Below are 25,400 nucleotides of genomic sequence, written 5' to 3'. Positions count from 1 at the left end.
CGTGATCCTGCCATCGCGATGCCACTAGGGCCAGAACTTACGTGCCAGCGGCCGCTTCCGCGATTTGGGCTTTCATTGTCTCCAGAACGTGGACGCGCAGGGCAGAGGAGAGGTTGCTCTCGGGGGAGCGCGCGTCGTCGATCTCCGACAGAAGCGCGGCGAGCGGTATGCCACGGTCTGCCGCAATGGCCTTCAGTTCCAGCCAAAACGGTTCTTCCAAGGAAAAGCTGGTGCGGTGTCCGTGCAGTGTGGCGGAGTGCTTGCGGATCACCGCTGTCGGCTCACAGTCTGATTCAGCTTGTTGATCGATTGATTCAATACGTCGTCGCAACGCGTTGAAATGGAATCGAATTCGCGTTGGTGTGTGGATAGGTGCGCCATGGCCTCAGTCGACACGATCGTCCGGCTTCTCGATCCGGCCTTGATCAAGCGTCCTGTCCGCCTGGTCGTTCAGGGCGCGCGTCAAATTTTTTTCTGCCTTGGTGCGGCCGAAGGATATTCGGTTCTGCTCGGCCTGACGCTCTTTTTCGGAGCGGGCCTTCTGTTTCCGGAACTGGCGGAGATTGACTACGTCGCCGCTCATGCCGCCTCCGTCTGATCAGTTTTTCTTGCGGAAGGAATCGAGCGAGACAACGGAGCCGCCCGGCTTCTTACCGTCGTCGTCGCCGCCCGTCTTAGGCGTATCATCGACGGCTTCCTCGGCCTTTTCGACCGGGTAGGCAGTGATTTCGGCCGATGGGCTCTCTTCCTCTTCACCGGAGGCAACGTCGAACTCCAGTTCGAAGCTGACAGAGGGATCGTAGAAGCCGCGGATGGCGTTGAAGGGGATGACAAGCTTTTCGGGCGTGTCGGAGAAGGAAAGCCCAATTTCGAACTGGCTTTCGCTGACCTTGAGTTCCCAGAACTGGTGCTGGACGACGATGGTCATCTGCTCTGGATATTTGGCCTTCAGGTGCTGCGAGATGCGCACGCCGGGGGCACCCGTCAAAAAGGTGATGAAGAAATGATGGTCGCCGGGCAGGTGGCCGGTCGCCGCCACTTCGCTCAAAACTTTGCGGATGACGCTACGTAGAGCGTCCTGAGCCAGTATATCGTAGCGAATGTGGTCTTGCGACATCAGAGCCTGTCTTTCTACGTGTGTCTTTTCTCGCCTTTTGCCGAAAACTGTTCACGGCGTCAAACGGCGATCCGCTCTTTCAGTTAGTTGTCCTAACGGATCGAGCCTCGCCGGGCTGTCGCGAGTCATTTTCAAGCGAAAGCTATAAACCATTTCGGAAGTGGGGAGAAGGTGAAGGCTTCTGTTGCCAGGTGCCTTCGGACCCCGCCTTACGGTGCTACCCGCAAGGGCTTGATTTGAAGTGTCGCACCGCGATTAAGCAGCGAGACGTGCTTCAGCATAGTTGTCGTTTGCAACTACATTTTTGACCCGATAACGGCGGTATCATGCCGAGCAAAAAGTCGATCTTTACGCCCTTGTCGATCCTATTTCGCCCCCATCAAAAGCCGATCGATCTGATCGGTTTTTGGTGGAGGCGCCGGGTACCGCCCCCGGGTCCAATGGGTTTATTACACCGCCCGTTTATTGCCATAGCTGCGCGAGGCAGCACCTGACATATAGGAGGTTCGGGCGGCTAAGAAAAGGTCCCTGTGTCAATTCTCCAAGCGTTCTGCGCGAGAACGCAAAGATCGCGTTCATTTACGCTTGACTTGCCATCTTTGCGTGAAAGACTGCCGCCGTTGGCTCAAGATGCCGTACCGGTCCTTACCGGCAAATCGATAGAGGAGACAGCATGACCGATTATCTCGCAGACGTCCGCAAGTACGACAGCGGAGCCGACGAAGCCGTGGTGAAGAAAATCGTGAGCCATCTGGGGATCGCATTGCGCAACCGCGACTCCTCGCTCGTCTCCTGCTCCGACCCCGAGGAGCTGGAGCGCGTCAAGGAAAAGTGGTGCGCCAAGAAACTCGGTATTACGGGCGATGCCGCGGACAAGGCGGTTGAAAAGGTCTGCGCGGCCATGGCGGACGACCGCTCGAAGTCGCGTGTGACCTTCTACTATCTGACGGCCAAGGAACTGGGCAAGCTCGACGCGCTCGCCTGACGTGTGGCAGTAAAGCCGGGATAAGATCCCGGGTGCCATTGGTCGGCCGTCGTCTTCGTCCTAGATTAGGGGTGAACTTGAACCGGCGGCCGATCCCATGAAGCAATATCTCGATCTTCTCACCCACGTCATGGAAAACGGGACCGATCGTTCTGATCGCACCGGTACCGGTACGCGTTCCGTTTTCGGACACCAGATGCGCTTCGACCTGTCGGAAGGCTTTCCGGTTCTGACGACGAAGAAGCTGCACCTGCGCTCGATCATCCACGAACTGCTCTGGTTCCTGAAGGGCGACACGAACATTGCCTATCTGCGCGAGAACGGTGTCACTATCTGGGACGAGTGGGCGGACGAGAAGGGGGATCTGGGGCCGGTCTACGGCTACCAATGGCGCTCCTGGCCAACCCATGACGGCCGCCATCTCGACCAGATCGCCGCTGTAGCGGAGAGTATACGCAAGAACCCGCATTCGCGCCGCCATATCGTCTCGGCCTGGAACCCGTCGCTGGTGGACGAGATGGCGCTGCCACCTTGCCACTGCCTTTTCCAGTTCTATATCAGCGATGGCAAGCTTTCCTGCCAGCTTTATCAGCGTTCGGCCGACATCTTCCTCGGCGTACCTTTCAACATCGCTTCCTACGCGCTGTTGACGATGATGGTGGCGCAAACGACGGATCTGAAGCTAGGCGATTTCGTGCATACGCTTGGGGATGCGCACATCTACCACAACCATTTCGACCAGGTGGCGCTGCAACTGGGGCGCAAGCCGAAGCCTTTGCCCTTCATGAAGCTGAATCCGGCCGTGAAGGACCTCTTCTCATTCCAGTATGAGGATTTCGAGCTGGTCGGCTATGAAGCCGACTCAGGCATCAAGGCGCCGATCGCCGTCTAGCGGGCGACCGGCCGGCACAGGAGGAAGTCATGCTGACGCTCGTTCATGCGCCACTGTCGCGTTCGTTTCGTATGCTCTGGTTGCTGGAGGAGCTTGGAGCGGATTATGACATCCGCCGTGTTTCCATTCGACGGCAAGACGGGTCGGGTGCGCCCGATCCTAACAATCCGCATCCGCATGGCCAGGTGCCTGCACTAGTCCACGATGGAACGGTGATTACTGAATCGGTCGCCATTGCACTCTATCTGACCGACCTTTTCCCCGGCTGCGAATTGGGGCGGGACCTGGGAACGCGCGCGCGCGGGCCTTACCTGTCCTGGCTTGCCTATTACGGCGGTGTCGTTGAGCCCACGGCAATCACGCACATGAACGGCTGGACCGCTGACAACGCGGAGGCGGCTCGCCTGTACAAAGCGATGTGCGATCATGTGGTCGCCACCCTGGAGAAGCAGCCTTATCTTGTGGATGATCGCCCCTCTTCGGTGGATGTCATCCTGTCAAGTTCGCTGATGTGGAGGCGCTCGCTATTGCCCGACAGTGCCGCAATCGATGCCTATGTGGCGCGCATGGCTGCCCGCCCCGCGCTTGCGAGGGCGCAGGCGAAGGACGGAACGGAAGGAAATTGAATGCATGAACCGAAAATCGTTCTGGTGGTGGCCGCTGCGCTGAACGGCGTCATCGGCCGCGATGGCGACCTGCCGTGGCGACTGCCGTCGGACTTGAAGCGCTTCAAGCAATTGACTGTCGGAAAGCCGGTGGTGATGGGGCGCAGGACCTATCAGTCGATCGGCAAGCCATTGCCGGGGCGGCCGAACATCGTCGTCACCCGCGACACCGCCTTTCGACCGGAAGGGGTGATCGTGGCGCGATCCCTCGATGAGGCGTTGGTCTACGCGCGCCGTGAGGCGCAAGTACTTGGCGTTGATGAAATCTGCATCATCGGCGGCGGCGATATCTATCGCCAGACGATAGCGATCGCGGATCTCGTACATGTGACGCAAGTGCAGGCGGAGGTTGAGGGCGACACGCGGTTTCCGACAATCGAGCCGGTCGTTTTCGAGGTCGCCCATGAGGAGGAAATTCCGCAGGGCGAAAAGGACAGTCATGCAATGCGCTTCGTGACCTACAGGCGTCGATCCGGGATCTAAAAGCGGGCCTAAGGGCCTGTTCACGAACTATTTTGCCCCATTATGCCGGAAGTTTGGGCCGCCTCCGTTGAAAGCGACATGGGGGATACATATAACGGGGGTCACACCATGTGACGCTGCGGAACTTCGCGCGCGCATATGGCACCGGGAGTGACCAGAGAAAGAGGTATTGATGCCCTGGAGCAATCAGAACGGCGGCGGCGGCCCTTGGGGCGGCGGCGGCAACAATCAGGGACCATGGGGGCAGGGACCGAACCGACCCCGCGGTAGCGGCGGCCCGCCGGATCTCGAGGAGATCATTCGACGCGGGCAGGACCAGCTGAAGAACGTGGTTCCGGGTGGCTTCAACGGCGGCATCCTCGTCATCGCGGCGCTGCTCATAGGCGTTTTCTGGCTGATGAACTCGATCTACACGGTGCAGCCGGACGAGCGTGGTGTCGAACTGCGCTTCGGCGAGCCCAAGGAAGAGGTTTCCATGCCGGGCCTGCACTTCCATTTCTGGCCGCTTGAAACAGTGGAACTGGTCACGATCACCGAGCAACAGCAGAACATAGGGCGCAAAGGTGCTTCGGTGAACGCCGACGACAGCGGCTTGATGCTGTCGGGCGACCAGAACATCGTCAATGTTCAATTCTCGGTGCTCTATTCGGTCACCGATCCGCGCGCCTATCTCTTCAATCTCGAAAATCCGTCCGCGACGCTGCAGCAGGTCGCCGAAAGCGCGATGCGCGAAGTCGTCGGCCGCCGGCCGGCACAGGACATCTTCCGAGACAATCGTCAGGCGATCGCCGAGGCTGTAAAGACAACGATCCAGTCGACCATGGATTCCTACGGCGCCGGCATCGCGGTCAACACGATTGCGATCGAGGATGCCGCGCCGCCGCGCGAAGTGGCGGATGCGTTCGACGAGGTTCAACGCGCCGAACAGGACGAGGACCGCTTCGTCGAGGAAGCCAACCAGTATGCGAACCAGAAGCTCGGTCTCGCCCGCGGTCAGGCTGCGCAGATCGGCGAAGAGGCTGCGGCCTACAAGAACCGCGTCGTCAATGAGGCTGAAGGCGAGGCGCAGCGCTTCGTTTCGATCTATGAACAATACAAGCAGGCGCCGGACGTTACCCGCAAGCGCATGTTCCTGGAAACCATGGAGGGTGTCCTGAAGGGCTCCAAGACAGTCGTCATCGATGAAAAGCAGGGCGGACAGGGCGTTGTTCCCTTCCTGCCGCTCAACGAACTCGGCAAGACGACGCAGCAGCAGGCTGGAGGAGCGCAATAATGGGTAACCGTTTGCCAGCGATCCTCGTCGGCCTCGCCGTCCTCCTGTTCCTCGCCTATTCGTCGGTCTTCGTCGTCAACGCGCGCCAGCAGGCGATCGTCGTTCGGTTCGGTGAGATCCAGTCCGTGAAGACTGAGCCCGGCATCTATTTCAAGTTGCCCTTCGCGTTCATGGATGCCGACCGTGTGCAGTACGTGTCCGACCAGGCGCTGCGCTTCGACCTCGACAACATCCGTGTCCAGGTTTCGGGCGGTAAGTTCTATGAGGTCGATGCGTTCGTGGTCTACCACATCAGCGACGCGCGCCGCTTCCGCGAAGCGGTGTCGGCCGACCGGGACGCCGCCGAGGCGCGGCTTCGCACCCGTCTGGATTCGGCACTGCGCCGCGTCTACGGTCTGCGTGGCTTTGAGGCAGCCCTCTCGGACGAGCGTGCCTCGATGATGCGTGAAGTGCGAAACGAACTGACCCCCGATGCCGAAAACCTCGGGCTGACGATCACCGACGTCCGCATTCGTCGCACGGACCTGACTCAGGAAGTCTCACAGCAGACGTTCGAACGCATGAAGGCAGAACGACTGGCCGAGGCGGAACTGATCCGTGCCCGCGGCAACGAGCAGGGGCAACGCCGCAGGGCAATTGCCGACCGGCAGGTTGTCGAGATCCTTGCCGAGGCGCGCCGCGAATCGGAAATCATCCGTGGTCAGGGTGACGCCGAACGCAACCGAGTCTTTGGTGAGGCTTTCTCGAAGGATCCGGATTTCTTTGCCTTCTACCGTTCGATGGAGGCCTATCGCCAGAGCCTTGGTTCCACCGATACAACGCTCGTGCTCAATCCGGATACGGAGTTCTTCCGCTACTTCGGCGATATGACGGGTAAGGCCGCCGCCGGCAGCACTGCTCCGGCAGCAAACTGAGTTCGCTTGAATGGCGGATTTTCTAACGGGAATTGCTTTCTTTCTCGTGATCGAGGGGCTGGTGTACGCACTGGCCCCTTCGTCTTTGAAGCGAATGGCGGCGCTGCTCCCAAGCATTCCTGATGGCCAACTCCGGTTCTTCGGTCTCCTTTCGGTTGCTATTGGCGTCGCCCTGGTCTGGATGATCCGGGGATAGCAGTCCAAAGCAGACGCTTCGGTCGCCTTCAGGCCTTGCAGGTCACCAAGTGAAGAGGCAACAGTCGCAATCACTGACGGCGATGGGCAATCGGGCCCCCGGTATCCCCAATTCCGCCGCATCCATGGCGAAGATGGACTATAAGAAACCAAGAGGACAGCGCAGATGGCATCGAGCATCAGGTCACGACAGTTCGGCACGCGGGCGTTGGCGACGGCGCTTTCGGTGCTCGTCGCGAGCACCGGGCTCGTTCACGCACAAGCACAAACCCAGCCCCAGCCCCAGCCCCTGACCCAAATGCCGCAACAGACACCGGGACCGCAGTCGGTCGCTGATCTGGCAGAAAGGTTGCTGGATGCGGTGGTCAATGTCTCCACCTCGCAGAATGTGAAGGAAGAGGACCAGACCCCGATGCCGCAGGTGCCGGAAGGATCCCCCTTCCAGGATTTTTTCGACGAGTTCTTCAAGGGCGAAGAAGGCGAGGGCGGACCGCGTACCGTCAATTCGCTCGGTTCCGGCTTCGTCATCGATCCGACCGGCTTCATCGTTACGAACAATCACGTGATCGAGGGGGCCGACGATATCGAGGTCAATTTCGCCGACGGCAAAAAGCTGAAGGCGAAGCTGGTGGGCGTCGATACCAAGACCGATCTGGCGCTGCTCAAGGTCGAGCCGACGACGCCGCTCGTGGCCGTGCCCTTCGGCGATTCCCGTAAAATGCGAATCGGCGACTGGGTGATGGCGATCGGCAATCCGTTCGGTCTCGGCGGTTCGGTCACGGTCGGCATCATTTCCGCGCGCGGCCGCAATATCAATGCCGGCCCTTACGACAACTTCATCCAGACGGATGCGGCGATCAACCGAGGCAACTCCGGCGGGCCGCTCTTCAACATGTATGGCGAGGTCATCGGCATCAACACGGCGATCATCTCGCCGTCGGGCGGTTCGATCGGTATCGGCTTCTCGGTTCCGACGGAACTGGCCGAAAATGTCATCCTGCAGCTGAAGGAGTTCGGGGAGACGCGCCGTGGTTGGCTCGGCGTTCGCATCCAGCCGGTGACGGATGACATCGCCGAGAGCCTTGGCATGAAGGAGGCGAAGGGTGCGCTGGTTGCCGGCGTGATCAAGGGTGGCCCGGTCGACAATGGCGTCATCAAGACTGGCGATGTGATCATCCGCTTCGACGGCAAGAACGTCGATGAGATGCGGGACCTTCCGCGGGTGGTGGCCGAGAGCCCGGTAGGCAAGGCCGTTGACGTGGTCGTCATCCGCGACGGCAAGGAGGTCAGTATCAAGGTGACGCTTGGACGTCTCGAAGACGGTGAGAAGATCGCTCAGTCCGGCGTGGAGACGACCGAGCCGAAGGACGAGAAGGCACCGGACCAGCAGGCTGAGAAAAAGGCCGCTCCTGTTGTGCTCGGAATGACACTGAGCGCACTGGACGAGGCAACGCGCAAGACCTACGGCGTCGTTGAGACGGTGAAGGGCGTGGCGATTACCGCCGTCGATCCGAATTCTGCGGCAGCCGAGCGGCGCATCCAGCCGGGTGATGTGATCGTCGAGATCGGACAGGAGGCGGTATCAACGCCTGAGGATGTCACCAAGCGCATCGCTACACTCAAGTCGCAGGATCGTCGAAACGCGCTTTTGATGCTTGCCGACAAGACCGGCGCCCTGCGCTTCGTGACGGTCCGGATCGAATAGGATTATACGTCTGTTTTCAAAGATTTGAAGTTAAAGGCGCTGACTGTGATTCAGCGCCTTCGCATTTTGAATCAGCAGCCCGCAGACTTCTGCGCCTGTTCGCGCCGCTCTTCAGCCGTGATGCCGTAGAGGACGTGGCGAACGAGGTGAGGATGGCTTTCCGGTACACGCGGATGATCGAAGTCGCGTGAAGGGTCGGGCCTCATGCCGATGCGGGCCATCACCGCGGTCGAACGCGCATTGCCGGAGACGGCGAACGAAACGATTTCCCCAAGACCGCATCTGTCGAAGCCATGGTCCAGCAGGGCGGTTGCCGCCTCGGTCACGTAACCCTGGCCCCAGAAGGGACGGGCAAGACGCCAGCCGATCTCGACGGTGCCATCAGGCAGAAAAGGTTCCAGGTCGGTTTTAGCGAGCCCGCAAAAGCCAATCGGCCTGTCATCGTCTCGCAGGGCGATAGCGAGGAAGCCGTACCCGGTCTCGCTGATCGTGCCGCGGTTGCGATCGAACAGTTCGTCCGAATGCGCCCGGTCGCGGCGGAAGGGGAAATAGGCCATGACCTCCGGGTCGGAGTTGATCTCGTGGAAAAGGTCGCGGTCCGTTTCGAGCCAGTTGCGAGCCGTCAGGCGCGCCGTCTGGGTGATCGTGCCGTTCACTTTGCCGCTCCGAGAAGCACGAAATCCGACTTGCGATAGCCTTGTATGTAGAGCAGTGCCGTCAGGTCGCCGTGATCGATGCGCATTTTTGCTTCTGCCGCCACTGCCGGCTTGGCGTGCAGTGCCACACCCGAGCCCGCGAGGTGCAGCATCCCAAGATCATTGGCGCCGTCGCCGACCGCCAACGCTTCGTCTGTTGCAATTCCAAGGCGTTCGGCGATCTCGATGAGTGCATCGACTTTGGCCTGCTTGCCGAGGATTGGTTCTGCGACCTTGCCGGTCAATACGCCGCCGTCTTCGAGCAGCGTATTGGCCCGATTCTCCTGGAAACCGAGAGTTTCGGCGATACGGCTGGTGAAGACGGTAAAGCCGCCGGAGACGAGGGCTGTATAGTGGCCTTTCGCCTTCATCGTGGCGATCAGTTCCGGGCCGCCGGGGGTGAGGGTGATGCGCTTTGTGATGACGTCGTCGACGACCGACAGCGGTAGCCCTTTCAGAAGTGCGACACGCTCGCGCAGCGCCGGCTCAAAAGCGATCTCGCCATTCATAGCGCGTGCAGTGATCTCCGAGACTTGCTCCTTCAGGCCCACTTCGGCGGCAAGTTCATCGATGCACTCCTGTCCGATCATGGTGGAATCCATGTCGGCGATCAAAAGCTTCTTGCGACGGGTTTCCTCATCCTGGATGACCAGATCGATCGGCGCGCCGCCGACAACGGCAAGCAATTTGTCCCGTGCGGCCGCAGCATCCGTGCCGTCGCGCAACGAGATATCGCAGGCAATGCCATCGGCGAGCCAGTAGAGGCCGGAGGCGTGTACCGCATCCGCCGCCCGTTCGCCGATCGACGGGGAAAGGACCGGATTTGACGGATTGGCGATAAGCGTGGCAACGAGAGCCATGATAAGAATTCCTGAAGCTGAAACTGACGCGATCCTGATAACCGGCCCGACCGCGAGCGGCAAGTCCGCGCTTGCCGTGAGGCTCGCTCAAGCGCATGGCGGGGTGGTGGTCAACGCCGACAGCATGCAGGTTTACGACACGCTGAACGTGCTGACGGCGCGGCCACAGCCGGATGAGATGGGGGGCGTGGAGCACCGGCTCTATGGTCATGTCCCCGCCGGGCAGGCCTATTCGAGCGGCGAGTGGCTGCGGCAGGCAGCCGAGGTGGTGGCGGAACTGCGGGGAAGAGGCAAGCGCCCGGTATTCGTTGGCGGCACCGGGCTCTATTTCAAGGCGCTGACTGGCGGTCTTTCGGACATGCCGAGCGTACCAGAGGAGCTTCGGGCGATGTTGCGCGCCAGGCTCGCGGCAGTAGGCCCAGAGGCGTTGCACGCATCGTTGGCGCAACGTGATCCGCAATCGGCCGCCGCAATCCGGCCAGCCGACGGGCAGCGCATCCTGCGTGCGCTGGAGATATTTGAAGTCAGCGGGCGCTCGATCCGCGATTTTCAGGCCGCGGCAGGGTCCGCGATCATCGATCCGGAGCGGGCGACGAAACTGGTGGTCCTGCCGGACCGGGCGCTGTTGCGCCAGCGCATCGACCGCCGTTTCGCCAAGATGTTGAAATCGGGTGCTGTAGAGGAGGTGAAGGCGCTTCTCGCGCTTGGTCTGCCGCCGGAGATGCCGGTGATGAAGGCGATCGGTGTGCCGCAGATTGCGGCCCTATTGGCGGGACAGATGACGGAGCCCGAAGTGATCGAGCGCGGCGCCGCAGCGACGCGTCAGTATGCCAAGCGGCAGATGACCTGGTTCCGCAACCAGCTGGACGAGAGCTGGGTGCGGACGGACGGCATTTCTCTTGTGGCCAGGTGATCACGAATTCGTGGCGTGGCACCGGCTGTGCAAGCCGGTTCCACTGGAAATGCCTTGCCTGCGACGACCGCTACTTGCGGATGAGGCTGCTCAGCGGCTTCTTCAGCAACTGGTCGCGGATCGAGCCCTCGCGGCGGGGCTCGTTACCTGCCTCGCCAAAGGCGGGACGGAGCGACGGGCGTGCAGATCCATCCGCTGGCTGTTCCCGCGATACATCCGTGCCCAGTTCACGGCGCAATGCCTCGAAGCGATCATGGGCCGACAAAGGGGACGGTCCAGTGGGATTGCGGGGCAGCATTTCGGGACGGTACGGTTCGATCTCAGTTGGCTCTTCGGAGGCAGCGTCGGGATGAAGTTCCGTCCAGTCGTCGTCCGTGTGCGGGCTGGGATGGGAGACGCTCGTTTCGGTCCTTTGGCTGGTCGTGCTTTCGGCGGCCAGGTAGGATTCCTGGAAGGCGGAAATGTCCGGACCGGTAACGGAGCGCATCCGTCCGACGATCGAACGCAGGTCGACGGAGTTGGGGTTGTCCTCGCTTGCCTTGACGCTTGCGCCGTTGGCTTTCGGCAGGCGGTTTTCCTGGATACGGGTGAATTTCATCCGCATCGGCACGGCGACCGCCTCACCGAAGGCGATCGCCTCGCCATTGCCGATTGATGAAATGAAGCTGGTGGTGGACGACGAGGAGTTTGGAATGGCGGAGCGGATGATCTCCTGGTCGGCGTCGTTGGCAAGGCGCATGGCGAAGACGGTCGAACACTGCGAGAGGATGGTCGGATCGAGTTCGCCCGGCCGTTGGGTGATGATGCCGAGCGAGACGCCGTATTTCCGGCCTTCCTTGGCGATGCGTGCGATCGCCTGGCGGGTGGGCAGGAAACCGAGCGTCGGATCCGCCGGCACGTAGCGGTGCGCCTCTTCGCAGACGACCAGCATGTGGACGCCGCCATTGCTCCAGAGCCCGATTTCGAAAGCCATGCGGCAGAGCACGGAGGCGACGGAGTTGACGACTTCCGACGGGATGCCGGCAAGCTGGAACGTGGTGATCGGCTTACCTTCGCCGGGAATGCGGAAGATCCGCGCGATCGTGTCGAGAATCGTGTCGGTGATCGTGTTCGAGGAGAACATGAAGTGAAAGCGCGGGTCGTTGATCGCCGACATGATCTTGACCTTCAGCGATCGCAGATGCGGCTTCTCGGTACGTCCCTCCAATCGTCCGATCCGCTCGTCGACCATCGCAAGAAGGTCGGCGATACGGTAGGGAACAGGGGTGTCGACGGTGATCGAGCTCTTTTCCTGGTTGCGGCGCATGAGGCCGGAGTCGCCGCTGCCGCGGAAAGCCTTCTTGGCTTCGGGGATGAGATCGCGGAGCGCGTCGATCTCTTCGGGAACCGGCGGACGGCCACGGAAGATCACCTCGGAGAATTCTTCCAGACGGAACAGCCAGAAGGGCAGGTCGAGCGTGTCGGTCTCGATGACGACGGAGTGGTCCGGGAAGGCGGCCGCGAACTCGTTGTGCGGGTCGAGGATCAGGACACGCAGTTTCGGATCGGCCTGGATTGCCTTGTGCAGGAGCAGCGTGACGGCAGTCGATTTGCCGACGCCCGTCGTCCCGACGATGGCGAAATGCTTCGACAGCATGGATGGAACGTGGATCGTGGCATCGAGCGTCTCGTCCTGCGTCAGCTTGCCGATGACGCAAACGTCGTTTTGCCCGGTGTCGTAGACCTTGGCGAGGTCAGAGGCGCGAATGCGATGCGCGATGGCGCCGAGATAGGGATAGTTGCTGATGCCGCTGGAAAATTCTTCGCGTCCATCTGGACCCGGGTGAACCTCACCCAGAAGCTCGACCTCGATCCGGAACACGGTGTCGCGGTTCTCGGCCCAGTTCTGCTGGTCGGTGGACATCGCATAGACGAGTGCAACCACGCGGTTCTCGCCGACGGAAATCGAAATGAGGCGACCAACGGACCACAGTTCCGTAAGCGCCGTCTGACCTGCCTCGGCGACGGCGCTGATCGTCGCGCGCGATCCGCCACAGGCGACAACCCGCCCAAGAAGGCGATTGCCGGGCGTCTCGTCGTCTCGTCTGTCCTGTTCCCCTGCGACCATCGAGCGGTGAAAATCGGTGTTGCGCAACGCAGGCACTCCTTGCCGTTTAACCGAGAATAATAGCGGCCGCTTAATAATGGGTTTCCGGAGGTGGCGAAGCCGCCGGCCGGCCATCACGGGTTGCCGACGGTTGCTGCAGGGGTGATCGGCAAATGCCGTTGACGGTCTGCGCTTTAGCAGTTATCAATCGCCCCCATGATTTCTAACGTCGCAAAGATTCTTGTGGTGGGACGGCGCATGGGCAAGGTGGTGTAACCACCGGGCGAAAGCACCCATGCGCGGTAAGCAGGCTCCGAAAGGGGCCTTTTTTTATGCCCTCGATTTCGCTAAGCACACTTTCAAAACCGAAACGGACGGAAATATTCGGATGAGTGGAACAGAAAACCAGATGACGGGCGCTGAGATTGTCCTTCAGGCCCTGAAGGATAACGGCGTCAAGCATATCTTCGGCTATCCCGGTGGCGCCGTGCTGCCGATCTACGACGAGATCTTCCAGCAGGACGATATCCAGCACATCCTCGTCCGCCACGAGCAGGGCGCGGGACATGCCGCCGAAGGCTATGCACGCTCGACCGGCAAGGTCGGCGTCATGCTCGTTACCTCAGGGCCCGGTGCGACGAACGCTGTCACGCCGCTGCAGGACGCCTTGATGGACTCTATCCCGCTCGTCTGCATCACCGGCCAGGTTCCGACTTCGCTCATAGGTTCCGACGCGTTCCAGGAATGCGATACCGTCGGTATCACGCGGCCCTGCACCAAGCACAACTGGCTGGTCAAGAACGTCAACGATCTGGCGCGGATCATCCACGAGGCCTTCCGCGTCGCCCAGAGCGGTCGTCCGGGACCGGTCGTCGTCGACGTCCCGAAGGACATCCAGTTCGCCACCGGTACCTATGTGCCGCCGGCAATGGCCTCGACGCTGCACAGCTACCAGCCGAAGGTCCAGGGCGATCTCGCCCGGATCCGCGAAGCCGTTGCGCTGATGCAGGGCGCAAAGCGGCCGGTCATTTACTCCGGCGGCGGTGTTATCAATTCCGGTCCAGAAGCCGCCCATCTGCTGCGCGAGCTGGTGGACCTGACCGGCTTTCCGATCACCTCCACGCTGATGGGGCTCGGTGCCTATCCGGCTTCCGGCAAGAACTGGCTCGGGATGCTCGGCATGCACGGCACCTACGAGGCCAACATGGCGATGCACGACTGCGACGTCATGGTCTGCATCGGCGCCCGCTTCGACGACCGCATCACCGGCCGCCTGAATGCGTTCTCGCCGAACTCGAAGAAGATCCACATCGACATCGACCCGTCCTCGATCAACAAGAACGTGCGCGTCGACATTCCGATCCTCGGCGATGTCGGCCGCGTTCTGGAAGACATGGTCCGGCTTTGGCGTGCCGGGTCGCAAACTGCCGGCAAGGAGCATCTTGCCGACTGGTGGGCTTCGATTGCCAAGTGGCGCGCGCGCAACTCGCTGGCCTACAAGCCGAGCGATGACGTGATCATGCCGCAATATGCGATCCAGCGCCTTTATGAACTGACCAAGGACCGCGACACCTACATCACCACCGAAGTGGGCCAGCACCAGATGTGGGCAGCGCAGTTCTTCGGTTTCGAGCAGCCGAACCGCTGGCTGACGTCGGGTGGCCTTGGCACCATGGGCTACGGCCTGCCGGCTGCATTCGGCGTGCAGATCGCCCATCCTGACGCGCTCGTCATCGACATCGCCGGCGACGCGTCCATCCAGATGTGCATCCAGGAAATGTCGGCAGCGATCCAGTACGAAGCGCCGATCAAGATCTTCATCCTGAACAACCAGTACATGGGCATGGTTCGGCAGTGGCAGCAGCTGTTGCACGGCAACCGCCTGTCGCATTCCTACACCGAAGCGATGCCAGACTTCGTCAAGCTCGCCGAGGCCTATGGCGCCGTTGGCCTGCGCTGCGACAAGCCCGGCGATCTCGACGGTGCGATCGAGGAAATGATCTCGGTGAAGAAGCCGGTGATCTTCGATTGCCGCGTTGCCAACCTCGCCAACTGCTTCCCGATGATCCCCTCGGGCAAGGCGCACAACGAGATGCTGTTGCCGGATGAGGCGACCGACGAAGCGGTGGCGAACGCCATCGACGCCAAAGGCCGCCAGCTGGTTTGATGAAAAGGCAGGAACACCGATTATGAGCGCACATCTTCAGCCGACCGGCTCGGCCTATTTCATCGCCGCCGAAACCCAGGTTTCGGAAAACCACACGCTTTCGGTGCTGGTCGACAACGAGCCGGGCGTTCTCGCCCGCGTCATCGGCCTGTTCTCCGGCCGGGGCTACAACATCGAGAGCCTGACGGTGTCGGAGACCGAGCACCAAGCGCATCTCTCCCGCATCACCATCGTCACACGCGGCACCCCGCATGTTCTGGAACAAATCAAGGCGCAGCTGGAGCGCATTGTTCCCGTACACCGGGTAGTCGACCTGACCGTCCGGGCCAAGGATCTCGGCCATGAGCGTCCGCTCGAGCGCGAACTCGCACTGGTGAAGGTTTCAGGCACCGGCGATCACCGGGTCGAGGCGCTGCGGCTTGCGGATGCCTTCCGCGCGGCCGTCATCGACGCGAACACCGAGCATTTCGTCTTCGAGATCACCGGCAAGGTATCGAAAATCGACCAGTTCATCGCCATCATGAAGCCGCTCGGCCTCATCGAGGTCTGCCGCACCGGCATCGCTGCGATGAACCGCGGTCCGCAGGGAATGTGATCTGCGTCAGAACAGGCTGATAGCTGGCCTTGCCAGCATCAGCCAGATGATGCCCAGTACAGCGAAGAAGGCGGGGAGGCCGCAGGCGAACCAGATGCGGTAGAGCCTGCGCCATTCCGCGGGCAAGGGCACTCCGTCGGCCGCCGCCTTTCGCGCGGTGTCGCGCAACCGGATCTGGATCCAGATCACGGGCAGCCAGAACAGGCCGGTGAAGACATAGAGTATGAGTGACAGGGCGATCCAGCCCTCGCTCAGCGACCAGCCGATTTCCCGCGCAAGAAGGTAGCCGGTCAATGGCTGCATTATCACGGCTGTGGCCGTGAAGATGGTGTCGGCGATCACGACCGTCTCCGCAACATGGGCGATCAGTGCAGGCTTACCGGTGCGACTCACCATCACCATGAAGAAGGCAATGCCGGCGCCCGTTCCAAAGAGGACGGTCGCACCGATCACATGCAGAACACGATAGATGAGTTCGGCGTCCATCAGCGCTCATCCAATATGGTGAGCACGCCCAGGGAGAGAGCGATCGCCGGCAGAACCTTGACGTAAGGGCCAAGCGGATCGAGCCAGAGCGAGGGTTCGAGCAGCGTGCCACCCAAGAGATAGGCGAGGGCGAGCCCGACCTGCCCGATCAGGGACGCGCGCGCAGTGGGGCGCCACAGGACACCGAGCCCGAGTGAAATATCAAGGACCGAGGTTGCGACCGTCAGGCCAATTGCAGGTCCCCAAGGAATGAACGGCAGGAAATGCGCCGCGGCCAGTTCGAGGTTGAGAAATGGGATGAAGCCGGAGGCGACCCAGAACAGCGATAGCGTTGCGATCAGGACCGGCTTGAGAAGATAGAGCCGGGCAAACCACAGGTCCTGCACGCCGGCCGGATGCAGGGTAAGTGTATCGCGAGCCGAAAGGAGCGGCAGGTCGAGCCGGGGTCCTCTGGCCGTGACGCCGCCCGCCATCACGCGCATGGCTGTGCTGCGCAGCGGCGAGCGCCACCCAAGCTTTCCTGCAAGGTCCGCAAGCCATGAGACCGGCGCGGCCACCATGCCGGGTAGCGGGAGGATCCTTGCGGGCGGCAGGCCGAGCCAGGCTCGATGCAGCCCGACGAGAGCGCTGAAATCTGCGGCGTCGCCGGATAGATATGCTTCTGTCCCTGCCGGCAGTTCGCCGTCCACGGCCTTGCGCACGCATTCAGCAACGTCGTCCACCGCGACCGTCTCGACGCGTTGGTCGGCAAAAGTCAGCGGCGTGACTAAGGGGAGGGCGGCCAGCGAACGCAACAGCGCCGAACCACCGTGGGCATTACGGCCGAGGACAAGCGCCGGCCGAAGGATGATGTAGGGGAGGCCCGACTGTTTCAGCGCGTCGTCGGCCTGTGCTTTCGTGGCGAGGAATGGGAGATCCGCACCCGTTTCGGTTTGGGCCGATATCTGGACGACCAGCCTGATGCCGGCTCCGCTAGCGGCATCGTATAGCGCGAGCATGGCATCTCGCTGTGTCGCAGCCAAGTCGTCCCGCGGCCCATCCTGGAGCGCGCCTGCGCAGTTGACCACGACGTCTATGCCGCGGAGCAGCGGCGTCCAGCGGCCGGGGCTGGTCAGCGTGGCGATATCCGCGCGAACCCAGTCGGCAGATGGACAACGGTTCCTGGCGTGCGCGATGTCGCGCCCAAGGCCGGTGACGCTGTGGCCGGCGCGCTGCAGGTGGGCAAGAACTGCTGAGCCGATAAAGCCGTTTGCGCCGAGAATCAGGATGTTCATGGCGCAACTATTGCGTGATGATGCGTGTCTGCACAAGCGCAACCGCAGACGTGCGATGTTTGCGGCCGTGGCCGCCGCGATCAGATCATTTCCAGCGGCCGCTTGCGTGCAGGTGGAGGAAATGCGGCGTCGAGTGCGGCTATGTCTTCAGTGGTCAGTTTGATGTTAGCCGCCTTCCAGTTTTGCTCTACGCGTGCCGCCGACCCGGATTTCGGTATGGCGATAACGTTGTTGCGCGACAGGACGAAGGCGAGGGCGATTTGCGCTGCCGTTGTGCCGTGGCCGTTTGCGATCCTGGCAAGCACCGGATGGCGCGGCAGGCGGCCTTCGTCGAGCGGCGAATAGGCCATGGTCGGTATGCCCCGACGATTGCTCCATGGCAGGAGATCAAATTCGATGCCGCGCCGGGCGAGGTTGTAGAGCACCTGGTTCGTCACGACGTTGCCGCCGTCGGGGACGGAGAGCAGTTCCTCCATGTCGTCGACGTCAAAATTCGAAACGCCCCAGGCGCCGATTTTTCCCGCAGCCTTCAGTTCTTCGAATGCGGTGACCGTGTCGGCGAGCGGATAACGCCCGCGCCAGTGCAACAGGTAAAGATCGATCCGGTCGGTGCCGAGCCGCTTCAGGCTCGCCTCGCAGGCGGTGACGGTGCCTTTGCGGCTGGCATTCGAGGGCAGCACCTTGCTAACGAGGAAGACGGTATCGCGCCGCCCCTTGACTGCTTCGCCGACGACCAGTTCGGCGCTGCCATCGGCGTACATCTCGGCGGTGTCGATGAGCGTCATGCCAAGACCAATACCCGCCTGCAGTGCGCGAACCTCGTCTGTGGCAGAGATCCGGCTTTCTCCCATATGCCAAGTGCCCTGCCCAAGGGCCGGGACGCTTCGGCCGTCCGGAAATGCAGCAACCGGTATGGTGGTGTTCATTCAAAAACGTCCCTGTCGTCTCGGCGATACATCACATTCACGAATGCCAAGTATGACAAGATTTGTCTGGTCGTTCCATGCATTTGACCTACGAATGGCCGATCATTGGTTTGTGCCAGGAGAATACTCTTGCAGGTCGAAGTCTTTCTGGCGCTCGTCGTCTTTGCCTTTACTACATCCATCACACCCGGTCCGAACAATATGATGCTCTTTGCCTCCGGTGTGAACTTTGGATTCGTTCGGACAATCCCCCATATGTGCGGCATTGGCGCAGGATTCCTGACCTTGCTGCTGGCCGTGGGGTTCGGACTCGGTGCGCTCCTCCAGACCGTGCCTATGCTCTACACAGCGCTGAAATTCGTCGGTGGGGCATATCTCGTCTGGATCGCCTGGAAGATTGCGACATCCAACACGCTGAGCGACGGCGCGGCGGGCGCCCGGCCGATGACTTTTCTGGAGGCGGCGGCCTTCCAGTGGGTCAACCCCAAGGCGTGGGTGATGGCGGTCTCGGCCATGGCGACCTACACCGTGCCGGCCAACTACACGATGAGCGTATTACTCGTGGGAGTGGCCTTTGCCGCCGTCAATTTCCCGAGCGTGTCGACCTGGGCCGGTTTCGGCTCGGCTTTGCGCGAATGGTTGTCCGTGCCAGCCAGGCTGAGGGCTTTCAACGTAACGATGGCGCTGCTTCTGGTGGCAAGCCTCTGGCCAATGCTGCGTTGAAAGAGACAGGTCGTTCTCACGCATCTTCCATCTGCCGGTAGCATTCGTCGGCCACCGCGCGAAGTTCGTCAGCCGATATCTCGCCCGTCACGGCATAGCCTATCGGGCCGTCGATCCAGTAGAAGGTGCGCACCGGATCGTCGGTGTCGAGGCGGAAGCTTGTTTCGCGATTATCCTCATTGCGGCCGATCATCATGGTCAGGCGCTGGCCGCCGCCGTTCTGATACATGAGCAGCGCTCCCGGCCTGCCGCCCACCGGCACGAGCCGCCCGCCGACGAGGCTGTAACCGAGCGATGAGAGATCCGGCAGGCGCAGATGATAATCGAGACGTTTTCCGAGCCAGGCGGCGAGATGCTCCTGCTGGTCGGCGCCAACCTCGACCGGATGACGGACCTCGCTCGCGTAGATCAAGAAAGCGGATCGCGCCTCGTTCGCGAGGCCGGCTGTTGCCGCGGTCATTGTCGGGGGAGCGTCTTGCGTCACCAGGCGGCCGGTGCCGTAGCCTGCGGCGAAAACAAGCAAAGCCGCCGCAGCCGCTGCCGCGGAGCGCAGGAGATGCGTCAGGAATCCCGGGCGCCTCGGCTCGATCATCCGCCGGTCCTCACTGCTAGAGGCAAAATCGGCGGAGAAGGCTTCGCGGATGCGCTCATTCTGCATCGACCAGCTTGCCACGCGCTCGGCTTCCTGTGGATGGAGCGCGAGCCAGGCCTCCACCTCGGCCCGGCGACCCTCGTCGAGCAGCCCGTCCACATAGGCGTGCAGGTCGTTCTCGCCCACGATGCCCCTCGTTTCGTTCATTTCGGTCTCCTGAGAGCGACGATGTTGTCTTTCGCAAGCCGCTCGGCAAGCTGATGGCGCGCGCGCGACAGCCGCGACATGACGGTTCCAATCGGGATCGCCGTAATGTCCGCCGCCTCCTGGTAGCTGTAGCCCTCGACGACCACCAGCATCAGGGTCGTGCGGTACTCCGGCGACAGTGTTTCGAGTGCTGCGCGGACGCGCGCACGCTCCAGCGGATCGCCGATCTGGTCGGGCAGGGCCATGTTCTCCGCTTCCTCGATCGCGGCGGTCGGCCGGCGCACCGCGCTGCGATGACGGTTGCGGTACAGGTTCGTCATGATGGTGAAGGCCCATCCGCGTAGATTGATGCCGCGCCATTGCGCGCGCCGGGTCAATACCGTCTCGACGCAATCCTGCAGCAAATCCTCTCCGTCCGCGTCGGAACGCGAAAGGCTGTGCGAATAGCGCCGAAGTCCTGGCACTAGCGCGAGCAGCGCCTGCTCGAAGGAGGCCGGCGCCGCAACGCCGACCTCCGTCAGGCCAGTCTCCGCTTCCGTGCCGGATTTGCGCATGCCGTCGTCAGGGCCTTGCGGCATCCCATTCGCCTTTCACGCCGTCACCAGTGACGTCGCCTTCCTTCTTGTCCTTGATGAAATAGTAAAGCGGCATACCGCCCTTTGCCCACTGTTTCGTGCCGTCCTTGCGATCGATCACCGTGTATGCGCCTTCGGCTTTCGCATTGGCATCCGCCTTGAGCGGCGGCCAGTTGACTGCGCATTTGTCGTAGCAGGTCGATGTGCCCTTGGAATCGTCCTTGTAGGTATAGAGCGTCATGCCGTTCTCACCGGCAAGCACTTCGCCTTTCTCGGTCTTTACGGTCTTCACGGGTGCGGCGGCAAAGGCAGCGGTGGCCGTAACGGCGAATGCGGCGATTGCGAGCGGTAGTGTCTTCATGGGGCTGGTTTCCTGTGTCACGTGGGTCGGTCCGCCAACAGCGGGTGCAGCCATGAGACACCGAAGGATAGCGTTGTATTCCCGCTGCAGTGGAAAGAAGATTTCGACAAAGCTGGGGGTTCTGACGCTAAGCGCGGTCGGCGACGAAGCGGGCAATAACGGGGCCGATCAGCGTGATGATCACAAGCCGTGCCGTCTGCAACGCCATGACAAAGGAAATGTCGACCTCGCTGGAGGCAGCAATGACGGCAATCGAATCGAGCCCGCCCGGGCTCGTCGCCAGGTAGGCCGTCATCGGATCAATGCCGAGCATCGCGACGAGCAGCACCGCCAAGAGACCGGAGAAGGCGAGCAAGGCGACGATGGAGAGGATCGTCGGCACGAGCGCACGGCGGGCGTGGTGCAGGATCTGCCGTGTGAAGCCGAGGCCGATATTCCAGCCGAGCAGGGCAAACGAGATCGCGAGCAGCCATTGTGGCAGCTCGACAGCAAGCGCGCCGGTGAGGCTGAGCGTCGAGCCGACGGCAAATGGCGCGATAAATGCACCGGCAGGAATGCGAAGGTGGCGGCCGACAAGGCCGCAAACAATGCCGATTGCGAGCGTTAGCGCGACGCTCTTCATGGAGAACGGGCTGAAAAACGCAGCCGGCTGATCCATCGCCTGATGACCACCGAAATGTGCGATCAGGGTCGCGAGCGTCGCAACGAAAACGACCCGCATATATTGCATGAAGGCGACGAGCCGGACATCGGCGCCGCAGGCACCTGCCATCAGCAGCATGGTCGAGGCAGCACCCGCCGACGAACCCCAGATCGCGGTTGTTCCCGGCAAAATGCGCATCCGGGTGATGACCCAGCCGCAAAGGGTGCTCATGAAAATGACTGAAAGAACGATTGCGAGGAAAAGCGGCCAGCGAGAAAGGAAGGTACTGACGAGGTTAGGTGAAACCATGCCGGCGACCATCATGGCCAGCACAATCTGGACAACGAAGAAGAAGATGCCTGGCAGACGAATGGTGCCGCCGTTCATGCCAACGATCACGCCGGCCAACAATGGGCCCATCAACAGACCAGCGGGAAGGCCGATGACCTCAAGCACCGCCGTGAGCGGCACGGACAGAACGAACAGCAAGAGCCATTGCGCCGTGGCCGAAAGACGTCCGAAACCGGAGACCTCGGCGGCTTCGGCAGGAGAGGGGATATCGGCGTTCACTGGATGCTTTCCGGAATCCTGATCGGGAGACAGCGGCTCATAAGGTTTAAATATTGCGGAGCGGGATATCGCGCCAGCACTAATTCCCGCTCACGGTGTTGGAGGGAATAGGCTGCCGGCCGCTCGCCGCTAATGCTCTCTTGAGAGTCGCGCTGTTTTCCTTGCATCCGTTGTCCGAATCCTGGCAAGTCCGGACCATGGAATTTGCACCGCAACAGGACGAGGCGCTCAAGGCTGTCTCCCGGTGGCTGAAGGAAGGCCGATCCCCGCTATTCAGGCTGTTCGGCTATGCCGGCACGGGCAAGACGACGCTTGCCCGGCACTTTGCCGAGAACGTGGATGGCGAGGTGCTGTTTGCTGCCTTCACCGGCAAGGCGGCGCAGGTGCTTCGCTCGAAGGGCGCCAGCAACGCCCGGACGATTCACTCGTTGATCTACCGGCCGCGCGGCGAGGAAGAGGTGGAAGACGAGGAAACCGGCAAGACCTCGATCGCGCCGATGTTCTCCATCAACCGCCAGAGCCCGGTCGCAAAAGCGCCACTGATCATCGTCGACGAGTGCTCGATGGTGGACGAGGCCCTTGGCAAGGACCTGATGAGTTTCGGTACACCAATCCTCGTTCTCGGCGATCCCGGGCAGCTGCCGCCAGTCTCCGGCGGCGGCTTCTTCACCAGCCAGGAGCCCGACTATCTGCTGACCGACATCCATCGCCAGGCGCGCGACAACCCGATCATCCAGCTCGCGATGCAGGTGCGCGAGGGCAAGGAGATCACCTATGGCGACTGGGGCGCTGCGAAGGTGATTCCGAAGGGCGAGGTGACGCAGTCGCTGGTGCTCGATGCCGATCAAGTGCTGGTCGGCACCAACAAGACGCGCCGGCGATACAATACGCGCCTGCGGGAACTGAAGGGCTTCACAACGGACTATCCTCAATCGGGCGACAAGCTCGTCTGCCTGCGCAATGATCCCGCCAAGGGCTTGCTCAACGGCTCGCTGTGGCAGGTGATGACGTCGTCAAAGGAAACGGTGAAGCCGGGTATCAACCTGCTGGTCCGTCCCGAGGACGACGACATGGACAGGGGCGCAGCGAAGATCAAGCTGCTGAAGGCGGCTTTCGAGAATGTCGAAGAAGAAATCCCGTGGTCGACGCGCAAGCGCTACGACGAGTTCGACTACGGCTATGCCCTGACCGTCCACAAGGCGCAGGGCTCGCAGTGGAACGACGTCGTACTGTTCGATGAGAGCTGGGCATTTCGCGACACGCGCGAACGGTGGCTCTATACGGCGATCACGCGTGCCGCCGAGACGCTCACGATCGTACGCTGAGTACAATCGTGCGCGTAGCCGGTGTGGCATCGGTTGATGATTCGCAGGACATCGCTGCACGATGTCCCTGGCAGTTTTTAGTTTCCGATGACGCCGAGAAGCACGGCCTTGGCCACGGCCTGGAAACGGTTGTTGCCATCGAACTTGCGGATGATTTCCTTCTCCATCGCCTGTACCTGGCCGGGTTCAACGTCCAACGCGCGGGCGATTCGGGTGGTCGGATATCCCTCCGCCATGAGCGTCAGGCAACGCAGTTCCAGATCGGAAAGCGCTTCCGGCCGGGTATTGTCGTTCATTTCAACTTCATGTCCGGCACGGAATTCGAGTAGTTCGCCGATCTGCTGCATCTGACGGCGGATGGTTGACTGCTGGGCCGTCAGTTCGCGCTTTCGGGCGATCATGGCTCCTCGGAAGATGGCGTCCGCCTCCTCCTGGCTCGCTGCATCGCCAAGCGCCTCAAGTAGCTCCTGGATGGCTGCAACGGGCATGCCGGTTTCGCGGCAGGTGTTGACCACCGCCATTTGCTGGATCTCTTCGGGGCCGTAGACGCGCATTGGGCCGACGCGCGCTGCAGTCAGCAGCCCTTTCTCCTCGTAGAAATGCAACGTGCGGTGGGTGACGCCGAAGGCGTTCGCCATGTCGGCGATAGCGAGCCGGCCTTCCGGCAGGTCATTGGGCAATGGGGCAGCAGGCAGGAAGCGGATAGCACGTCCACTCAATGTCACGGCTTTCCCGGTCTCACGCGTCATCATGAAGACCACCTTGGCAGAATTGCCGGCATCGATAATACCCCCCATCAATCTGCAGGATCGAGGTGCCGCCAGAGCTCGAAGCGTCCGATGTTCCCGATCTTGTCGTCGAAGCTAAAATCCTGTTCGCAACGTCGCGACCTGCGTGCGTGACATTGCTGGAATGCAAAAAGATTAAACCCCACGCGCGAAGTTTCATACCCCTATATCTAGGGATCCAATTGATTTTACATGTGTTCGTCAGAAAAGGACACGGAAGGGAAGGCTGCGCTTGTATGCGCCGTCGAGATGGCTCACGCGGCTCACCTGTTCGATATCGTTGGTCGAGTCCTGATCGCAAGGGGTGGGAGCACCACCGGCGTAGCGCTGTCGATCAGCCTCCTGCAGGCATGTCATCATAGCGCTCGCAGCGCCCAATTGCGCTGCATGCAGATAGAGACGTCCGTTGGCGGAGAGCGTCCGTCCGGTAAAGGCGACTGCTTCGTAGGCAATCCCGATCGCGTCGTCGAGGTCACCGGGACGGAAATGCTGCGCATGTACCGTCTCGCCACTCTGATTATGGACGAGCCGGGCATAGACGTCCTTGTGCCCGCGCCAGGTTTCGACACGGATCGTATATGAAAGCGGACCTGCCTGGTCGTGCTCGGTTTCGGCGCGCAGATGAATCGTCCGGTAGTAGCTTGCCGCTTTCCCGATGGCGTCGGCGAAATCCCGGCACCCGCCAGCTTTCGGGCAGGGCTCAATGCGCAGGTTTGGCAAAGTGCTGACGCGATCAATTTCGGCCGCTGTCAGCGAAATCCTGGCATTTGCAATCGACGTGACAATTGTCTTCGGATAGGTGGCCGGCAGCAGTATGAACAGGGGCAGCAAGGTCAGAATCGCAAGATGCGACGATACCGGAGCCGGTCTCCAGCATCGGCGCCAGCCGTTCCGTTTCCGGCGCCTTCGGCAAAAATCGGCTGCAACCTCCGCTCTACCAAGTTCGCAGACTCTCGGTGCAGTTCTTTCATATTCCGGTACGTAGCTTCCGATCGGAATGCGGATGCGCAGTGGCGTGTCTGCGCCCTCGTTCTCATAATACTCCTTAAGGAGTTTCCTGAGCTTGCCTGCCTGCACACGGACGATCGGGTCGGTGCCCGCATCGAAGCCGATTGGCCGTCCGAAGACGTCGATGCCGATCGTATAGCCTTTCAGTTGGCTGGCTTTGCCCGTCAATTCACGCTCGACCACGTACTCGAGAAAGGCGCGGAGCCGCCCGGAACGAGAAAATGCCCGGCTTGCAAGGATATCCTGCGCGCAAGCTCGAATCATTTGCTCGGTGGGCGCTGCCGCACCTTTCATCGCGATTTTTCCGCTGTGATCATGTTGAAGCTCATTGGCCGGACTTCAGGGCAGAGAGTTTGGGCTCATCTTTTGCGCCGACC

28 protein-coding genes and 1 other RNA gene are annotated in these 25,400 nt (G+C 61.3%); 13 read left to right on the top strand and 16 right to left on the bottom strand.

Features of this window, described 5'->3' with window-relative positions:
- Positions 1-37: 37 nt before the first annotated feature.
- The 4 genes from IB238_RS09540 to ssrA form a co-directional block, all read right to left on the bottom strand.
- A complete protein-coding gene (locus tag IB238_RS09540) occupies positions 38-271 on the bottom strand; it encodes a ribbon-helix-helix domain-containing protein (RefSeq protein WP_192245635.1) in 234 nt (77 codons plus the stop codon).
- 114 nt (positions 272-385) lie between these two features.
- Positions 386-583 carry a DUF4169 family protein gene (locus tag IB238_RS09535; RefSeq protein WP_192245633.1) on the bottom strand — a complete coding sequence of 66 codons (198 nt, stop codon included), beginning with the start codon at positions 581-583 and terminating at the stop codon, positions 386-388.
- Positions 584-598: 15 nt separating this feature from the next.
- The gene (locus tag IB238_RS09530) at positions 599-1,117 is read right to left on the bottom strand and encodes an SspB family protein (RefSeq protein ID WP_192245631.1); all 519 of its coding nucleotides are present in this window, start codon (positions 1,115-1,117) and stop codon (positions 599-601) included.
- Between the two features lie 170 nt (positions 1,118-1,287).
- Positions 1,288-1,644: a transfer-messenger RNA gene (ssrA, locus tag IB238_RS09525) on the bottom strand.
- A gap of 146 nt (positions 1,645-1,790) precedes the next feature.
- Here ssrA and IB238_RS09520 point away from each other — a divergent pair.
- The 8 genes from IB238_RS09520 to IB238_RS09485 all read left to right on the top strand — a co-directional run bounded on the left by IB238_RS09520 (position 1,791) and on the right by IB238_RS09485 (position 8,229).
- Positions 1,791-2,102: a DUF2853 family protein gene (locus IB238_RS09520; RefSeq protein ID WP_192245629.1), complete on the top strand. Its 312-nt coding sequence runs from the start codon at positions 1,791-1,793 to the stop codon at positions 2,100-2,102.
- A gap of 97 nt (positions 2,103-2,199) precedes the next feature.
- Positions 2,200-2,994, top strand: coding sequence for a thymidylate synthase (locus IB238_RS09515; RefSeq protein ID WP_192245627.1), 795 nt, complete (start codon positions 2,200-2,202; stop codon positions 2,992-2,994).
- 29 nt (positions 2,995-3,023) lie between these two features.
- Positions 3,024-3,620, top strand: a complete 597-nt coding sequence (locus IB238_RS09510) for a glutathione S-transferase (protein ID WP_192245625.1) — start codon at positions 3,024-3,026, stop codon at positions 3,618-3,620.
- Entirely contained in the window at positions 3,621-4,142 is a 522-nt protein-coding gene (locus IB238_RS09505; RefSeq protein WP_192245623.1) for a dihydrofolate reductase, read from the top strand.
- A 172-nt stretch (positions 4,143-4,314) separates the two neighbouring features.
- Entirely contained in the window at positions 4,315-5,415 is a 1,101-nt protein-coding gene (hflK, locus tag IB238_RS09500; RefSeq protein ID WP_192245621.1) for an FtsH protease activity modulator HflK, read from the top strand.
- Complete coding sequence (locus IB238_RS09495) at positions 5,415-6,329, top strand: protease modulator HflC (protein ID WP_192245619.1); 915 nt, start codon at positions 5,415-5,417, stop codon at positions 6,327-6,329. Before hflK ends, IB238_RS09495 begins: the two co-directional genes overlap by 1 nt.
- A 10-nt stretch (positions 6,330-6,339) precedes the next feature.
- Positions 6,340-6,525 carry a DUF2065 domain-containing protein gene (locus IB238_RS09490; protein WP_192245617.1) on the top strand — a complete coding sequence of 62 codons (186 nt, stop codon included), beginning with the start codon at positions 6,340-6,342 and terminating at the stop codon, positions 6,523-6,525.
- A 297-nt stretch (positions 6,526-6,822) separates the two neighbouring features.
- Complete coding sequence (locus tag IB238_RS09485; RefSeq protein WP_246723629.1) at positions 6,823-8,229, top strand: DegQ family serine endoprotease; 1,407 nt, start codon at positions 6,823-6,825, stop codon at positions 8,227-8,229.
- Between the two features lie 71 nt (positions 8,230-8,300).
- Here the strand turns inward: IB238_RS09485 and IB238_RS09480 are convergent, their stop codons facing one another.
- Both IB238_RS09480 and serB read right to left on the bottom strand, forming a co-directional pair.
- Positions 8,301-8,885 (bottom strand): GNAT family N-acetyltransferase, encoded by a 585-nt coding sequence (locus tag IB238_RS09480; protein WP_348648218.1) that lies wholly within the window; start codon positions 8,883-8,885, stop codon positions 8,301-8,303.
- Entirely contained in the window at positions 8,882-9,784 is a 903-nt protein-coding gene (gene serB / locus IB238_RS09475; RefSeq protein ID WP_192245613.1) for a phosphoserine phosphatase SerB, read from the bottom strand. Before serB ends, IB238_RS09480 begins: the two co-directional genes overlap by 4 nt.
- On the opposite strand from serB, the gene miaA reads away from it, so the two are divergent.
- The gene (miaA, locus tag IB238_RS09470) at positions 9,783-10,697 is read left to right on the top strand and encodes a tRNA (adenosine(37)-N6)-dimethylallyltransferase MiaA (protein WP_192245612.1); all 915 of its coding nucleotides are present in this window, start codon (positions 9,783-9,785) and stop codon (positions 10,695-10,697) included. The genes serB and miaA overlap by 2 nt on opposite strands.
- A gap of 70 nt (positions 10,698-10,767) precedes the next feature.
- On the opposite strand, the gene IB238_RS09465 is transcribed toward miaA, so the two are convergent.
- Entirely contained in the window at positions 10,768-12,804 is a 2,037-nt protein-coding gene (locus IB238_RS09465; RefSeq protein WP_192247582.1) for an ATP-binding protein, read from the bottom strand.
- 367 nt (positions 12,805-13,171) lie between these two features.
- Between IB238_RS09465 and IB238_RS09460 the strand changes: the two genes are divergently transcribed.
- Both IB238_RS09460 and ilvN read left to right on the top strand, forming a co-directional pair.
- The gene (locus IB238_RS09460) at positions 13,172-14,950 is read left to right on the top strand and encodes an acetolactate synthase 3 large subunit (RefSeq protein WP_192245610.1); all 1,779 of its coding nucleotides are present in this window, start codon (positions 13,172-13,174) and stop codon (positions 14,948-14,950) included.
- Between the two features lie 22 nt (positions 14,951-14,972).
- A complete protein-coding gene (ilvN, locus tag IB238_RS09455) occupies positions 14,973-15,545 on the top strand; it encodes an acetolactate synthase small subunit (protein ID WP_192245608.1) in 573 nt (190 codons plus the stop codon).
- Positions 15,546-15,551: 6 nt separating this feature from the next.
- On the opposite strand, the gene IB238_RS09450 is transcribed toward ilvN, so the two are convergent.
- From IB238_RS09450 to IB238_RS09440, 3 genes are all read right to left on the bottom strand, one after another.
- Entirely contained in the window at positions 15,552-16,034 is a 483-nt protein-coding gene (locus IB238_RS09450; RefSeq protein WP_192247579.1) for a DUF2269 domain-containing protein, read from the bottom strand.
- Positions 16,031-17,305 carry an SDR family oxidoreductase gene (locus tag IB238_RS09445; protein WP_192245606.1) on the bottom strand — a complete coding sequence of 425 codons (1,275 nt, stop codon included), beginning with the start codon at positions 17,303-17,305 and terminating at the stop codon, positions 16,031-16,033. Before IB238_RS09445 ends, IB238_RS09450 begins: the two co-directional genes overlap by 4 nt.
- Positions 17,306-17,385: 80 nt before the next feature.
- On the bottom strand, positions 17,386-18,231 hold the full coding sequence (locus IB238_RS09440) for an aldo/keto reductase (RefSeq protein ID WP_192245604.1): 846 nt from the start codon (positions 18,229-18,231) through the stop codon (positions 17,386-17,388).
- Between the two features lie 129 nt (positions 18,232-18,360).
- Here IB238_RS09440 and IB238_RS09435 point away from each other — a divergent pair, with 129 nt between their 5' ends.
- A complete protein-coding gene (locus tag IB238_RS09435) occupies positions 18,361-18,954 on the top strand; it encodes a LysE family translocator (RefSeq protein ID WP_192245602.1) in 594 nt (197 codons plus the stop codon).
- Between the two features lie 16 nt (positions 18,955-18,970).
- Here IB238_RS09435 and IB238_RS09430 read toward each other — a convergent pair whose 3' ends face one another.
- The 4 genes from IB238_RS09430 to IB238_RS09415 all read right to left on the bottom strand — a co-directional run bounded on the left by IB238_RS09430 (position 18,971) and on the right by IB238_RS09415 (position 21,902).
- Complete coding sequence (locus IB238_RS09430; RefSeq protein ID WP_192245600.1) at positions 18,971-19,753, bottom strand: anti-sigma factor; 783 nt, start codon at positions 19,751-19,753, stop codon at positions 18,971-18,973.
- Positions 19,750-20,307 carry an RNA polymerase sigma factor gene (locus IB238_RS09425; RefSeq protein WP_192247575.1) on the bottom strand — a complete coding sequence of 186 codons (558 nt, stop codon included), beginning with the start codon at positions 20,305-20,307 and terminating at the stop codon, positions 19,750-19,752. The genes IB238_RS09430 and IB238_RS09425 overlap by 4 nt, the downstream gene beginning before the upstream one ends.
- Positions 20,308-20,314: 7 nt before the next feature.
- Positions 20,315-20,689, bottom strand: coding sequence for a hypothetical protein (locus tag IB238_RS09420; RefSeq protein ID WP_192245598.1), 375 nt, complete (start codon positions 20,687-20,689; stop codon positions 20,315-20,317).
- 127 nt (positions 20,690-20,816) lie between these two features.
- Entirely contained in the window at positions 20,817-21,902 is a 1,086-nt protein-coding gene (locus tag IB238_RS09415; RefSeq protein ID WP_192245596.1) for an AbrB family transcriptional regulator, read from the bottom strand.
- A gap of 197 nt (positions 21,903-22,099) precedes the next feature.
- Here IB238_RS09415 and IB238_RS09410 point away from each other — a divergent pair, with 197 nt between their 5' ends.
- Complete coding sequence (locus tag IB238_RS09410) at positions 22,100-23,227, top strand: ATP-dependent RecD-like DNA helicase (RefSeq protein WP_192245594.1); 1,128 nt, start codon at positions 22,100-22,102, stop codon at positions 23,225-23,227.
- Between the two features lie 77 nt (positions 23,228-23,304).
- On the opposite strand, the gene IB238_RS09405 is transcribed toward IB238_RS09410, so the two are convergent.
- Together IB238_RS09405 and IB238_RS09400 are read right to left on the bottom strand one after the other, a co-directional pair.
- The gene (locus IB238_RS09405; protein ID WP_192247572.1) at positions 23,305-23,979 is read right to left on the bottom strand and encodes a MerR family transcriptional regulator; all 675 of its coding nucleotides are present in this window, start codon (positions 23,977-23,979) and stop codon (positions 23,305-23,307) included.
- Positions 23,980-24,216: 237 nt separating this feature from the next.
- Positions 24,217-25,317: a hypothetical protein gene (locus tag IB238_RS09400; protein WP_192245592.1), complete on the bottom strand. Its 1,101-nt coding sequence runs from the start codon at positions 25,315-25,317 to the stop codon at positions 24,217-24,219.
- Positions 25,318-25,400: the final 83 nt, after the last annotated feature.

Origin of the sequence: Rhizobium sp. ARZ01 (assembly GCF_014851675.1) — a bacterium.
Classification (GTDB): domain Bacteria; phylum Pseudomonadota; class Alphaproteobacteria; order Rhizobiales; family Rhizobiaceae; genus Mycoplana.
This window is presented reverse-complemented; position numbering and strand designations above follow the sequence as displayed.